Annotated in this window: 6 protein-coding genes; 5 read left to right on the top strand and 1 reads right to left on the bottom strand. The window is 67.2% G+C overall.

Annotation, left to right across the window (positions count from 1 at the left end; translation table 11 throughout):
* Positions 1–7: 7 nt before the first annotated feature.
* Entirely contained in the window at positions 8–274 is a 267-nt protein-coding gene (locus JYG37_RS33970) for an acyl carrier protein (protein ID WP_050016620.1), read from the bottom strand.
* Between the two features lie 173 nt (positions 275–447).
* Between JYG37_RS33970 and JYG37_RS33965 the strand changes: the two genes are divergently transcribed.
* From JYG37_RS33965 to JYG37_RS33945, 5 genes are all read left to right on the top strand, one after another.
* A complete protein-coding gene (locus JYG37_RS33965) occupies positions 448–1,194 on the top strand; it encodes an iron-containing redox enzyme family protein (protein WP_050016614.1) in 747 nt (248 codons plus the stop codon).
* 13 nt (positions 1,195–1,207) lie between these two features.
* Positions 1,208–2,716, top strand: coding sequence for an AMP-binding protein (locus tag JYG37_RS33960; RefSeq protein ID WP_050016613.1), 1,509 nt, complete (start codon positions 1,208–1,210; stop codon positions 2,714–2,716).
* Positions 2,717–2,784: 68 nt separating this feature from the next.
* Entirely contained in the window at positions 2,785–5,046 is a 2,262-nt protein-coding gene (locus tag JYG37_RS33955; RefSeq protein WP_050016612.1) for an AMP-binding protein, read from the top strand.
* 46 nt (positions 5,047–5,092) lie between these two features.
* Positions 5,093–10,711 carry a type I polyketide synthase gene (locus tag JYG37_RS33950; RefSeq protein ID WP_213346809.1) on the top strand — a complete coding sequence of 1,873 codons (5,619 nt, stop codon included), beginning with the start codon at positions 5,093–5,095 and terminating at the stop codon, positions 10,709–10,711.
* Complete coding sequence (locus tag JYG37_RS33945; RefSeq protein WP_213346807.1) at positions 10,708–15,375, top strand: condensation domain-containing protein; 4,668 nt, start codon at positions 10,708–10,710, stop codon at positions 15,373–15,375. Before JYG37_RS33950 ends, JYG37_RS33945 begins: the two co-directional genes overlap by 4 nt.
* Positions 15,376–15,388 lie beyond the last annotated feature (13 nt).

The raw sequence follows: 15,388 nt of genomic DNA, 5'->3' as shown, positions 1-15,388 counted from the left end.
CATCTCGTTACGCTTTCACGGACAACAGCATTTCCACCAGATCGACCGCATCGCCGATGGTTTCGAGGTTCGCGACCTGTTCCGTGTGCGATGCGAAGCTGATGCCGAGCCGATCCTCGGTCAGCGCCATCAGCGACAGCAGCGAGATCGAATCGAGCATCAGATCCGACGTCAGCGACGTTTCCCGCGTCAGCATGTCCGGCGCAATATCGAGCGCAGCAATCTGCGGAATCAGTTCGGTAAGCGTAGCGAACACGTTCGCGTGGTCGTCCATCGGATTCTCCAAGTGCCGTAGGGGTTCCGCTTTATAGCGTCAAGCCACCGCACTGCCTACCTGCACTGACGTACAGGGTTGGCGCAGCAAGGGAAACACTCGCCCGAACGGACAGGTTTCAGTCTTGAAAGCGGCCATTACATTGCCGGTTACCTCACCGACAGGGAACGATCATGACCCTCACCAAAGAAGCCGTGCTGATGGACAAAGCGACGTTTTCGCGCGCGCTGCGCGAAACGCTGGACGAGCAGCTCACGCTCGATCACCCGATCTTCGCGGAGTTGTTCACGCCGCAGAAAAACTGGCGCTTGCTGAAGATCATCTCGCTCGAGGGATACCAGATCACCCGGTACTTTCTCGAGTACATCGAGAACCTGTACTTCCGCTGCCCGTTCCCCGACCACAAGCGCCGGCTGCTGTACAACCTGTTCGAAGAGGAAACCGGGCGCTTCTCGAAAACGAAGAACCATGTCGAGCTCATGGAAGACTTCATTCGCGCGCAAAACATCAGCGACGAGGAGCGCGATGCGTGGACGCCGTCCGCGGCCACGCGCGAGTTGATCGACTATCGCCTCGAGAACTGCAAGGGCGAGGGTACCTACCATATCGGCGCCGCCGCGGTGATGATCGCGAGCGAAGGGCAGAGCCTGGAAACCCGTGCGGGCGACGCGCGCCACTCGATTCTGGCGAAGTGCTACGGGCTCACCGAGGAAGACACGCGATTCTTCTCGGTTCACCAGAAAGAGGACGTCGCGCACGTCGCCGAGGGCATCTCGCTCGTGACCGACCTGTGCACGACCGTGGAGATGCAACAGGAAGCGCTGTTCGCGGTGCGCCACACGTGCAAGCTGTTCTGGAACATGTATGAAAGCGCCGCGCAAAAGTACTACGCGTCCGCCGAGGGCGTCGCGCACGCGTGACGGGACAACGCCGATGATGACCTTCGACGATCTCGTCGCGCGCTTGCGCGACAGCAGTCATACGCTGACCTTTGTCGACGACAAGGGCGCCGAAACCGTCCGGACCTTCCACGAACTGTTCGAAGACGTGCTCGCCACGGTCGAGCGCGGCAAGACAATCGGCCTCGTACCCGGGGCGCGCGTCGGCATCGCGGCCCCGAACGGCTATCCGTGGATGGTGTGGGATCTGGCGTGCATCGAGCTCGGCTGCGTTTCGGTCGCGTTTCCGAACGATGGCCTGCTCGACACGTGCGACGCGTTGATCGAGCGCTACCAGCTGAGTGTGCTGGCAGTAGACGCACGATGGATCGATGCCGGCGAGACGATCGCCGGGCGCGTCGTGGATATCGATCCCGCCAGCCGCGGCGATTCGCACGCGCGCATCGAGCCGGTGCGGGTCGAGCATATGCCCGATACCCATTCGTTGGTGTTCAGTTCGGGCACGACGGGCAGGACCAAAGGGCTCGTGATGAGCCGCCGCGGCACCGCGCACTTGCTCGGTCTGTATGGCGACGCATTCGGCGTCGCACCGGGCGAGCGGTTCCTGACGTTCTTGCCGTTCGCGAACTATCAGCAACGGATGACGTACTACTTCTGCCTGTATCACGGGGTCGATCTCGTGTCGGTGCCGTTCCACGGACTCTTTCCGGGGCTCAAGCGGCACCAGCCGACGTTCGTGATCGCACCGCCGGTGCTGTACGAGACGCTGCATACGCTGGCGCGCGCGGCTGCCGGGCCCGGCAGCGATCCGTCGACGCTCGCCGAGCGACTGAGCGCGCTGACCGGCGGCAACATCCGCTACATGGTCACCGGGATGGCGCCGATCAAGCGCGCGGCGCTCGATTTCTTCTGGGATTGCGGGATCGCGCTGTACGAGGCGTTCGGGATCACCGAGGCCGGCATGGTTGCGTGGAACAAGCCCGGGCAGGTACGCGTCGGTACGGTCGGCCAGCCGGCGGAGCCGGGCAGCGTCTCGTTGCTGGAGGACGGCGAAGTCGTCGTCACACGGAACGCCCTGCTGTCGCTCGGCTACTTCGATGCGCCGGAAGAGGACAGTCGCGCGACATTCATCGCACCGAATGCGGTCGCGACGGGCGACATTGCCGAATTCGACCGCGACGGCTTTCTGCGCGTCGTCGGGCGCAAGAAGGACGCGATCATCACGAGCAACGGCGAGAAATTCCATCCCGAGCCGATCGAGGCGCTGTTGTATCGCGATCCGCGCGTCGACGTGGCCGTCGTGATGGCGGGCCCGCAAGCGGGGCTCAGCGTCGTCATCGCGACACGCCGGCCGGACGATCCCGACGTCACCGACGCGCTGCGCGAACTCGTCCGCGCGGTCAACGGCACGCTGCCCGCACAACGGCAACTGGTGAAGGTGATTTTCACCGACCGCGCGTTCGACGTCGAAGGCGGATTGCGCACGCGCAACCTCAAGCTCAATCGCCGCGCGATCGCGGACGCGTTCCTGCGACACGCATGAGATCACCCCCCGTGCGCAAGCCGCCGCCTTTGCGCGGCGGCGCGCACGGACCTCATTCTGGATACACCATGACGACGCATCCGAATCCGAACGTGTTTCAGATGGAAGTCGAACCGACCTCCATCATCGAGACGCTCGCCCATCACACCGAGCGAGACCCCGACCGCGTCGCGCTGACCATCCTGCGCGACGGCGAGGCGATCGAAAGCGAAAGCACGTTCGGCGATCTGCATGCCGGCATGATGCGCGTGGCGCGCGGACTCGCGCAACTGACCGAGCCGGGCGCTCGCGTGCTGCTGCTGTTGCCGACGAGCGCCGAGTTCGTCTGCACGTTCTATGGATGCCTGGCATCGGGGCGCGTCGCCGTGCCGGCCTATCATCCGCAGCAGGTGCGCAAGGTCGCGCAATGGGCGAAGCTGCACGCGATTGCCGACAATTGCGGCGCCACGCTGATCGTCGCGCCGGCGACCTCGGTCGAGACCATCGAGACCCTGCGCGCGACGCAGCAGCTGTTCACCGGCTGCCAGCTCGTCACGTACGAAGCGCTCGTCGACGCGGGTGCGAAGGACACGTCGGCGTTGCCGCGCATGCCGGCGCTGGACGATCTTGCGTTTCTTCAATACACGTCCGGATCGACGGGCACGCCGAAGGGCGTGATGATCACGCACGGCAACATCATCGACAACCAACGGTCGATCGCGCTGCTGATGCAGCACGATCGCGACACGCGCATGCTGTCGTGGCTGCCGCTGTATCACGACATGGGACTGTCGATGCCGTTGCAACTGGCGTCGATCGGGCTTTCAGTGGTGCTGATGTCGCCCGTTGCGTTCGTCCAGCAGCCGGGGCGATGGTTGCGCGCGATTGCCGCACACCGTGCGACGACGTCCGGCGGGCCGAATTTCGCGTATGCGCTTGCCGCGGCCGCCCTCGACGGAAGCGACGACGGCGGCCGGCTCGATCTGTCCAGCTGGCGGGTGGCGTTCTGCGGCGCGGAGCCGATTCATCGTCAGACCGTCACCGACTTTATCGACGCCGCAAGCCCGCACGGCTTCGCTCCTGGGTCGTTCTATCCGTGCTACGGGATGGCCGAGGCGACCCTGATCGTATCGGGTGTCCCTTACGGTGAAGGCGCCCATTATCTGGACGTCGACAACGTGAAGCTTGCCGCAGGCATCGTCGAACCGGTTCAGCCCGGCGCCGCGAACGCGAAGAGCCTCGTGTCGTGCGGCGGCACGGCGCCCGGCACCGAGATCCGGATCGCAGGGCCCGATGGTTGCCCGGTGGCCGACCCGAACGGCGTCGGCGAAATTTGGGTGCGCGGCGGCGCGATCGGCGTGGGCTACTACGGCAACCCCGAAGCGACACGGTCGACGTTCGGCGCGCATGTCGATGACGAGCCTGGCGCCCGTCCGTTCCTGCGCACCGGCGATCTGGGCGCGATCGTCGACGGCCGCCTGTACGTGACCGGCCGCGTGAAGGACATGCTGATCGTTCGCGGGCGCAACCTGTATCCGCAGGATATCGAGGCGTGCGTGCAGGACGCGGTGCCGGCGTTGCGCCGCGGGTGCGGCGCCGCCGTATCGGTGCAGGCGGACGGCGAAGAGAAGCTCGTGCTCATCCAGGAAGTCGGGCGCACCGCGCGCCGCACGCTGGACCTCGACGCCACGCTGCGCGCGATGGTGGTCGCGATCGGCGAGGACTTCGGGGTCACGCCGCACGCGATCGTGCTGGTCGAGCCGGCAACCATCGAAAAGACTTCCAGCGGCAAGATCGCGCGTGCGCTGTGTCGTCGTGCGTATCTGCAAGGCGAACTGCGGGCCGTCGCCAGCTGGACCGATGGCGCCTATGCGATGGATGCGGGCGCGGCGCGTGACGGTGCGGTGGCGCCGGCTGTCGCCGAGGTTGCGCCCCATTCCGAATCGACGCTGATCGAGCGCGAAATCGCGGACCGGATCGTACGGATCGTCGCCGAGCGGCTCAAGATCGCCGAGGCGCAAGTGTCGCGCACGGCCGCGTGGGTCGAGATGGGTTTCGACTCGATGAGCGCGCTCCAGTTTTCGTTGAAGGTGCAGCACACGATCGGGCTGACGTTCGACGCCGCCGTGCTGTGGGACTGTTCGAACGTCGAGCAGCTTGCCGCGCATCTGGCGCGCATGCAGGGCGCGGCCGATGCGTTGCGATCGAGCGACGCGCCCGCACCGGCCGCCGCGCACGCGCGTTCCGCGTCGGTCGTCGACGGCGCCGACGCGCCGCCTACCCGGGAGCAGCTTGCGGCGCTCTCCGACGCGCAGGCCGAAGCGCTGCTGCTGAAAGCGCTGCAGGGCTGAGCCGATCCCCGGCAGTCTCGTTCCGCGAACGTCTGGAGTGGTACACATGATCGAGTCCAATCGCGCGGCCGCCGCGCCCCTTACACCCGTGAAGCAAGCGTTGCTGAAGATCGACGCGCTGCAACGCGAACTGGCAGAAGCGCGCAGCGCGATGAGCGAACCGATCGCCATCGTCGGCATGGGCTGCCGCCTGCCCGGCGGCGTGGATTCCGCCGACGCGCTCTGGTCGATGCTCGCGGACGGGACCGACGCCGTCGGCCCGGTGCCGGCCGACCGATGGACCGATGCGATCTACGATCCGCGGCCGGGCCGGCGCGACACGAGCTACAGCCGGCATGGCGGGTTCATCGACGACGTCGATCGTTTCGATGCGGGATTCTTCGGCGTGTCGGAGCGCGAGGCGCCGCACATCGATCCGCAGCAGCGGTTGTTGCTCGAATGCACGTGGCGTGCACTGGAAGATGCCGGCTTTTCGCGGGAAACGATCGCGTCGTACCGAACCGGCGTGTTCGTCGGTTCGTCGGTCGACGACTACGCGCGCGTCAGCGAGAGCGTAGCGGGTGACGCGCTCAGCTATGCGCAGACATCGCTCGGTACCGCGCGGCCCTTCGCGGCCGGACGCATTTCCTATCTGTTCGGGTTTCATGGCCCGGCGTTGCATCTCGACACCGCGTGCTCGTCGTCGCTCGTCGCCGTCCATTTGGCTTGCCATAGCCTGCGTACCCGCGAGTCCGATGTCGCATTCGCGGGTGGTGTCAACCTGATGCTGTCGCCGGAGATGACGATCGCGCTGAGCGAGCTTCAGGCGCTGTCGCCGAGCGGCCGCTGCCGGACGTTCGACGCGGCCGCCGACGGTTACGTGCGCGGCGAAGGCTGCGGCGTCGTCGCGCTGATGCGGCTGTCCGATGCGCGGGCGCAGGGCAGGCCGATCCGGGCGGTGATCCGCGGCTCAGCCGTCAATCACGACGGGCGCAGCAACGGAATGACGGCGCCGAATGGCCGTGCGCAACGCGACGTGATCCGCGACGCGCTCGAGCATGCCGGCGTGTCGCCGGCCGACGTCGACTACGTCGAGGCGCACGGCACCGGTACGCCGCTCGGCGATCCGATCGAGCTGCGTGCGCTCGAGGACGTGTATTGCCGCGACACGAATCGCACCGGCGACCTGTACGTCGGCAGCATCAAGACGAATATCGGGCATCTCGAATCGGCCGCCGCGGTCGCCGGGCTGATGAAGGTCGTGTGCGCGCTGCAGAAAGGTGAATTGCCGCGGCACCTGCATTTCGATACGCCGACCACGCACGTCGACTGGGATGCGAACGGCATTCGCGTGCCGACCGAGCATGCGGCGTGGCCGTCGTCCCGACCGGGCCGGCGTATCGCGGCGATCAGCTCGTTCGGCATGAGCGGCACGAACGCACACCTGATCATTGAGGCATGGCAGGAGACGCGCGCAGCGGAACCCGACGCGGACGTCGCGCTGGCCGGGCACGCGCGTCACGATATCTGGCCGTTGTCCGCCCACACGGCGCCGATGTTGAAACAGGCGATCGAAGACTGCGCGGCGCACGTGCGGGCAGACGCGTCGCTGGCGCCCGACGCGGTCGCCAGCGCGCTGCGTCTCGCGCGCGACAGCCATCGGCATCGCGTGGCGATTGTCGCGGATGCTCGCGACACGCTGCTCGATGCGCTGTCGGACGCGGCGCGGGCCATGACGGTCCGGAGCGGGCAGCCGGGCGGCGCCCGCGACCGGCTTGCGTTCCTGTTTACCGGACAGGGCGCGCAGCGCGCCGGGATGGCTCGACAGCTCTATCGGGATTTCGCGCCGTTTCGCGACGTATTCGACGCATGCGACAGCCATATCGAGGCGCAAGGAGAACTGTCGCTCGTGGACGTGCTGTGGGGCGACCATCAGGACCGGATCAACGAAACGCGTTACACGCAACCGGCGATGTTCGCGCTCGAGGTCGCGCTCGCGCGCTTGTGGATGCACTGGGGCGTCGTGCCGGAGGTCGTGATGGGCCACAGCATCGGCGAGTACGCGGCTGCGTGCATTGCCGGCGTGTTCTCGATCGAGGACGGCTGCCGTCTCGTGACGGCGCGCGGACGTTTGATGGATACGCTCACCGCGCCGGGCCGTGCGCTCGCGGTGTTCGCAAGCGTGCGTCACGTGGCCGATGCGGTGCGCGACTACCCCGGGCGCGTCGCCATCGCCGCGGACAACGCACCGGAGAGCGTGCTGGTGTCGGGCGACCCGGACGCAATCGAGTCGATCGAGCGACTGTTCGCGTCGCGCGGCATCGCGACGAAGGCGCTGGCGGTATCGCGCGCATTCCATTCGCCGCTGATGGAGCCGATGCTCGCCGATTTCGGCGCCGTCGCCGCGACCGTGCGCTATCGCGTGCCTGCGATTCCGATCGTGTCCAACGTGACGGGCCGATTCGAGGCCGAACGCCTGTGCGATCCCGCGTATTGGGTCGAGCATGTCCGGGCCACCGTAGCCTTCCGTGCGGGTGTCGACACCCTGCTCGACGACAAGGTGACGACGGTCATCGAGATCGGGCCTGGCAAGACGCTTTCGAGCCTCGTCTCCGCGTGCACGGCGGAGCGGGCGGATCATCGCAACGTGATTGCGCTGCCGTCGATGGGCAATGACGGGCGCGAAACCGAGCAGTTGCTGCGTGCATTGGCACATGTCTATATGTGCGGTCGTCGTGTCGACTGGCATGCGTACGAGCGCTCCCGAACCGGTGCGCCGATGCGGCAAGCCGCGCGCCGCGGCGTGCTGCCGCCGTATCCGCTCGAAGCGCAGCGTTACTGGGTGAATGCGCGGGAGCCGGCGCAGCGGGCGAACGTGCTGACGAGCGCAACCGGCGCGCGTCGGACCGCCGGTCGCGGCGTGCTGGGCCGGCATCTCGCGATTCCGGCATCGGATCATCTTCGCTACGAGAGCGAGGTGTCCGATCGGCATCTGCCGTTTCTGGGCGGACACCGCGTGCACGGGCAACTCGTTTTTCCGGCGGCAGGCTTCGTCGAGGCGCTGCTCGACGCGGCATCGCGGCGCGATGGCGACGATACGGAATCCGCGGCCGGCCGCTGGCTGGTCGCGCGTGAGGTGTCGTTCGATAACGCGCTCACGCTGGAGCCCGGCAACGCGGTGACGTTCGGCACGGTCGTGCACGCAAGTGACCCCTCGCATCCGGGCGAAGCAGGCGTGCGGATCGACATTCACGCCTGCCACGACACGGCCGCGTCCCAACCCGAATGGACGTTGCAGTGCGCCGCGCAGATCGGGACGACGCATGGCGTTGCCGACGTGTCCGACGTGCCGGCGCTCGATGAATGGCGCGCGCAATGCGGCGACGCGTTGCCTGTCGACGGTTTCTACGCGCGCTTGCAAGCGACCGGGCTCGAATACGGCGGTGCATTTCGCTCGATTCGCGCGCTGTCGCGGGGCGACGACGTGGCGCTGGCCCGAATCGAAATGGAGCCGGACGGCACGGACGACCTCGTCCGCATCGTTCATCCGGCGCTGCTCGACAATGCGTTTCAGACCGTCGCGGGCGCGCTATGGGATGCGGAGCTGAACACCGCCTTCGTGCCGATCGGCATCGAACGGATCGCTTGCATGCCGATACGTGGCGTGCAGGCGGTGTGGTGTGCAGTGCGGGCTCGGGTGAAGCGCAGCGTTGCTACCGCGGATCTCTGGATATACGACGACGCGGGCAGCTGCGTCGCCGTCGTCTCCGGATTGCGGCTGATGGCCGTCGATCCGCGACGGTTTCAGCGGGTCGCGGAGCCTGTCGCGCTGAACACGCTCGTCTGGCGGCTGTTTGCGGCCAAACATGAGGCGGCCGACGCGCGCGCGAACTTCGTGCTGATCGGCAACGGGTCCGCGCTGGACGCGATGCTGGCGCAGGCATGTGAAGACGCTGGCAACGCGTGTGCAATCGCGGCGCTGCCGGCGGACGACCGGTTCGACGACGATGCAGGTACCCGGCGCATTCGTGCTGCGCTCGACGATGCACTAGCCGGCCTGGATGCACGACGTACCGTGCTGCTCTATGTGTGGCCGTCGAGAGACGACGCGGAATCAGAAGATGAACTCGCCGCAGTCGGCGCAGCTTACCGGCGCTTCGCGAACCTCTGGCGCGAAGTGCAGTCGGCTCGCTGGCCGCAGGGCACGCCGGCCGTCTGCATCGTGACCCACGCGGCGCAGCACGTGCCCGGCATCGACGTGCGCGTAGCGCCGTTTCAGGCGGCGGCCTGGGGCGTCGCCCGCAGCCTGATGCACGAGAGCGGCGACATTCCGGTGTGCGTGATCGATCTGCCGGCGCCCGATGCGACGTCTTGCGCGCGCGCGCTGACCGCAGTGGCGGGCGCCGCGACGACTGGCGAGACGCAGTTCGTGTCGCATGGCGACACCGTATACGTTCCGCGGCTCGTCGCACGCGACGCCGGCGCGGCGCAACCGCTTGCGCACGGCGCCTATCTGGTGACGGGCGGACGCGGTGCAATCGGCACGCGGGTGATCGAGCAGTTGATCCGGAATGGCGTGCCGAAGATCGTGTCGGCCAGCCGCCAGGTCCCGGCCGACAGCGAACGCGCGCGACTTGCGTCGATCGCCGATGCGCACGGCGCGATCGTCGAATTCGTGGCGGCCGACGTCGCCTCGTCCGCCGACATCGACGCGCTCGTCCATGCGCTCGAAGCGGATTCCGCGCACCCTCTCGTCGGCGTCCTGCATGCGGCGGGCACGCTTGACGACGGCCTGTTCGCGACCCAGCCGATGACCGACGTATTGAAGGTGCTCGCGCCGAAGGTCGCGGGAACGTTGAATCTGCATCGCGCGACCGCGCATCTGCCGCTGCGGCACTTCGTGTCGTTTTCGTCGATCGTGGCCTGCATCGGCTCCCCGGGGCAATGTGCATACGCCGCCGCGAACGCCTATGTGGACGCGCTGACGGCCGTGCGCAACCAGGACGGCCTGCCTGGGCACACGATGAACTGGGGCCTGTGGGGCGGCAACGGGATGGTCGATCAGCTCGACGCGCGGCAACTGCGCCGCATCGCATCGTTCGGTCTCAAGCCGATCGAGCCGGACGTCGCATTGCGCGTGTTCGACGCGCTGGTCGCCGAACCCGACGGGCAGACGCAGATCTGGAACGTGGAAGTCGATACGCTGATCAAGCGCAGCCCGAGCCGGGCGATGGGCGCGCTGTTGTCGGAACTCGTGCCGCCAGCGCCGCCGGCGCATCGCCCGGCCGGTACCGGCCCTGGCTTGCGCGAGCGCATCGCGGGGGTGCCGGACGACGAGCGCATGCGATTGCTGCGCGGACACCTGACCGACGCCATCGCCGCGACCCTGCATACGTCGAGCGAGCGGATCGCGCCGGATATTCCGCTGATCGAGCTCGGCCTCGATTCGCTGATGGCCGCGGAATTCCGCAATGCATTGCGCAGCGAGCTGGGCGTCGATGTTCCGTTCGGGCGATTGCTCGAAGGCGCGTCCGTCGACGACGTCGTGCGCACGATCGTGACGACGCTCGACCGCAGCGAGTCGCGGGCGCCCGACGGAACACCCCCATCGCGCGCGGCGGACCGGATCGACGTGGTGTCAGGAGAAGCGACGTTCGGCGTCGAAATGGAAGGAGGAGAGCTGTGAGCTCGATCGAATTCATCAACGAACTGGCGGGGCGCGGCATCGAGCTCTGGACCCAGGACGGCAAGCTGCAATACAAGGCGCCGAAGGGCGCGGTCACACCTTCGCTCGTCGACGAGCTGAAGACCCACAAGGCGACGCTCATCGCGCTGCTCGAGCAATTTGCGGGAACGGCGGGCACCTACCCGCTCTCGTTCGCGCAGAAATCGCTCTGGTCGCTGCATCAGCTCAATCCCGACAGCGCGGCATACAACGTGACGTATGCGACGCGCATCGACGACGATGTCGACCTATCCACGCTGCGCCGCTGCGTCGACTATCTGATCGCACGCCATCCGATCCTTCGCACCGCGTACCGCGTGATCGATGGCGAGCCGCGTCAGCAGGTGGGGTCGCAAGCGCGCGCGCAGTTCTCGGTCGATCGCGTGTTCGCGGCCGACGAAGCCGCGATCCGCCGGTGGATCGACGAAGAGTCGAATCGCCCGTTCGATCTGACGCAATCGCCGATCCGGCTCAAGCTGCTGCTGAACGAGCACGTCGGCGCCGACGCGATTCGCGTGGTGCTGCTGTTGAACGTTCACCATATCGCCGCCGATTTCTGGTCGCTCGAGATCTTGCTCAACGAGCTTCGCACGCTCTACCGTCTCGCCCGCGCGGGCGAGCCGCTGAAGTTGCCGCCGCTGCCGGTGCAGTACAAGGATTGCGTCGAACACGAGCGCGCACGGCTCGACGGCGCGGACGGCGAGCATCTCGCGGCGTTCTGGCGGCGCGAGCTGGCACACGGATTTCCGGTGTTGATCCTCGCGACCGACCGGTTGCGCCCGCCGCGCAAAACCGAGCATGGACGCGTCTACGATCGGTCGCTCGGCGCGACGCTATCGCAGCAGGTGCGCGACACGGCCCGGCTGCTGCGCGTGACCCCGTACATGCTGCTGCTCGCGGTCTATCAATTGCATCTTCACCTTCACACCGGGCAGGCGCGGGTGATGATCGGCGCACCGACTTCCGGGCGCAATGCGCCGGGCAGCGAGAGCGTGGTCGGTCATTTCGTGAACACGGTCGTGCTCGCGTGCGAAGTCCGACCGGACGATTCGTTCGACGCGCTGCTGCAGCGCACGCGCGAAATGATGCTGCGCGTGCTCGATCACCAGGATTATCCGTTTCCGTTGCTGGTCGATGCATTGCGTCCGGCGCGCGATCCGAGCCGGTCGCCGATCTACCAGGTGATGTACAACTGGAACCAGGCGCGCGGCGATTTCGCCGCCGAAGGCGGGAGCGGCGTGCCGTTCTATCGTGAGCGTCTCGCCGCATCGAGCACCGGTACGCGCGGCGCGACACACGATCTGACGCTCAACGTACAGGATCTCGGTGACGAATACCTGACCGCCTGGACGTTCAATACGGATCTGTTCGACGACGAAACGATCGCGCGATTCGCGAGCCAGTATGCGCATCTCGTCGAGCAGGTGGTGGCTGACACTCGCCGTTCGCTGCACCAGTACACACTCGCGACCGCACCGACCGACGATGCGCGAAGCCGCATTGCCGCGGCCGACGCATTCGTGCGCCGCGCGGCCCATGCCGAACCCGAGGTGCAGCTAGATGCATCGCGCGTGGTCTGGCAATTCGACCATCGCGCGATCAGCGATGGCGAGGTCCGCGATGCGGTTCGCGCCGTCCGTGCACAACTGGACGCCCTCGGGATCGGTGCCGGAAATCGAGTCGAACTCCGACTGCAAAGTGTCGCCGAGCGCGCGGTCGCGTTGCTCGCGATCCGCGCCGTCGGCGCGTGCTATACGGTGTCGGGCGACACGGCCGACGCAGTGTGCAGCGGTCGTGGCGACGGTTGGTCCGGCTGGGAGATCGACGCGATAGAAGTGGTGCAGGCGCGCGATGACGCCGCGCGCGGCGACGGCGTTGCCGCAGGCAGCGCTTCTGCGGTCGAGCCGCTGCTCGACTATGTCGGTCAATTGCTCCATCTCGACGCCCACGCAACGGTGCTCGTTCCGCACGGCGCGCATGACTGGCTGTCGGCAGCGGCGCTTGCGCAGGCCGTGCTTGTCGGCGGCACGGCTCGACTGTCCGAGCAGGCCGCCATTGGCGCGCTCGCTTCCGGCGACCCGGCAATCGCGACCATCGCGTACGCGGCACTCGACCGGTTGCTCGCGGACGGCCCGTCGCTCCTGCTGCCGTCGCTTCTGTTGCAACGTGCGGACGTCGCCGGCGTGGAGCGGGCACGCGCGCTTGTCGCGTACGGCGAGCATCCGCAACCGTTGAAGTCGCTCGCCGCGGCCAACCGGATACCCACGGCGGCGTACTTCGTCCCGGTGCAGCGCGCGGACATCGGTTCGGCGCTGTGTGCGTTCGCGGCCTGTCCGGACGGCTGGCAATTGCTGGCGCCGTCGTATCCCGGACGTGTTGCATTCGCGCTCGGATCATCCGGAAGTTTCGCCGATGATCGCCAGGCCGGAAAACTGCATTTCTTCGACGGCGCGTCGATCCGCGCGTCGGCTGCAGGAGCTGCACTCGAAACCGCGCCCCCGGACAGGGCGCTGATACCCACTGGCGTGTCGGTCGTGCGCCGTGGCGGCGACCTGCTGTGCGCCGATCCTTCGTCACGGGTCGCGCGTCACCGGCCCGTGCCGATCGAAATCGGCACGGTCGAACAGGCGATCTCCGCGATCCCCGGTGTGGCCGCCGTCGCCTGTGCATGCGTCGTCCGCGACACGCAGGAAATGCTGGTCGCCTATCTCGTCGCGGATGACGGCCACGTGGATGCGCATGCGCTCGAAAACGCGGTGCGTTCGGCATTGAAGCATGCGTTGCCGGACGCGATGCACCCCGACGCGATCGTGGTGCTCGACCGGCTGCCGCTCGACGCGGGCGGCGCACTCGACGCAGGCGGGCTCCCGCTGCCTCGCGCAAGCGAGCGGGCCGACCGTCGCGCGTCGACCGACATCGAGCGCAAACTCGCGGCGATCTGGGCCGACGTCCTCGGCCAGCCGTCGGTCGGCGTCGATCAGGATTTCTTCGAATTGGGCGGCGATTCGATTCTCGCCGCGGTCATCGTATCGCGGGCCGCGCTCGACGGCATGTATTTGAAGCCGCAGGACATTTTCCTGCATACGACCGTGGCGGACCTGTCGACGGTGGTGCGCGAGACGCCGGGTCTCGATGTCGATCAGGGGCCGGTGCAGGGCGAGACGGTGCTGGGTCCGGCGGCGCAATGGTTCGTCGAGCGCGTCGACGTCGATCGTTCGCACTTCAACCAGGCGCTGCTCGTTCCGCTCGGCGAGACGCCCGACGCGAACATCATGGCCGAGGCGATTCGCGTCGTCATGCGGCATCACGACGTGCTGCGTTCCCGGTTCGTCGCGCACGGCGATGGAATGCGACACATGTTTGCCGGCGACGGCGGCGCCGACGCCGTCGATTTTGCGATCGTCCCGTGTATCGACTCGGCTGGCCGGCATTGCGAACGCATGTGGCGCGATGCGATCGACGCCGCACAGCGCAGCCTCGACCTCGAGGGCGGCCGGCTCATCGCGGTCAGGTGGCTCGAGAGCACCAGCGTGTCGAGCAGCCGGCTGCTGATCGTCGTTCATCACATGGCGATCGACGGTGTGTCCTGGAGCATCCTGCTGCAGGACCTGGCCGATTGCTATCTGCGCTTGCGTGACCGCACGGCGGCGGCGTTGCCGCCGAAGACGAGCTCCGTAAAGGCTTGGGTGGACCAGTGGCTTGCGCTGGCGCAGGGCGACGCGCTCGACGACGACCGTCTCTACTGGCGCAACGTGAACGCACAGGTGCGCGACGTGCTGGATGGGCCGAAGCGGGTGGCGCTGATGCGTCACGGGCTGACCTCGATCGTTCAGCATGCTTATCAGGAATCGTCGCTCAGTTGTGCGATCACGCTCGATGCGGATCTGACGCACGCGTTTCGAACCACGGCGCCGCGTGCTTACGGCACCGACGCGAACGATCTGCTCATCGCCGCGCTGCACGCGGGTTTCCATGCCTGGAGCGGCAGCGATGCGTTGCTGGTGGACGTCGAGGGGCATGGCCGGGATGGCCTCGGCGACGCGATCGACCTGAGCCGCACGGTCGGCTGGTTCACGTCGATCTATCCGGTGCTGATCGACACGCCGGCCACCGCCGCGGATCCGTCGGCGCTCATCAAGTCGGTCAAGGCCCGACTGCGCGAGGTGCCGCGCAAGGGCGCGAGCTATGGCGTGCTGCGCTATCTCGACACGAAACCGCAGGCCGGCGCCGATGCGCTGACGTCGTTTCCGCGCGCACCGATCCTGTTTACCTACCTCGGTCAACTGGAGCAATTGTCGGGACCGTCGTCGCCGCTGTACGGCGGGCCGCCCGAACCGGCGCCGGGCATCCGCAGCCCGCGCCAGCGGCGCACGCACCTGCTGGACGTCGTCGCGTACGTGTCGCGCGGCAGGCTGACCGTGGAGTCCAGCTTCTTCGGGGTGCCGGGCGTCGACGAGAGCATCGGCTGCCTGATGTGCCGCGTCGAAGAGGCGCTGACGATGCTGATTCGCCATTGCAGCGCCGACGGGGTGGGCGGTCTGACACCCGACGACGTTCCTCAACTCGATGTCGACCAGGACGCGCTCGACGCGCTGCTGGAAGAAATCGACGCACTCGAGCGCTGAACGCGGCGGCACG

It is taken from the genome of Burkholderia sp. LAS2 (assembly GCF_018417615.1).
GTDB classification, from domain to species: domain Bacteria; phylum Pseudomonadota; class Gammaproteobacteria; order Burkholderiales; family Burkholderiaceae; genus Burkholderia; species Burkholderia sola.
Note: the sequence above shows the minus strand (reverse complement) of the source record. Positions and strands in the feature narration are given on the sequence as shown.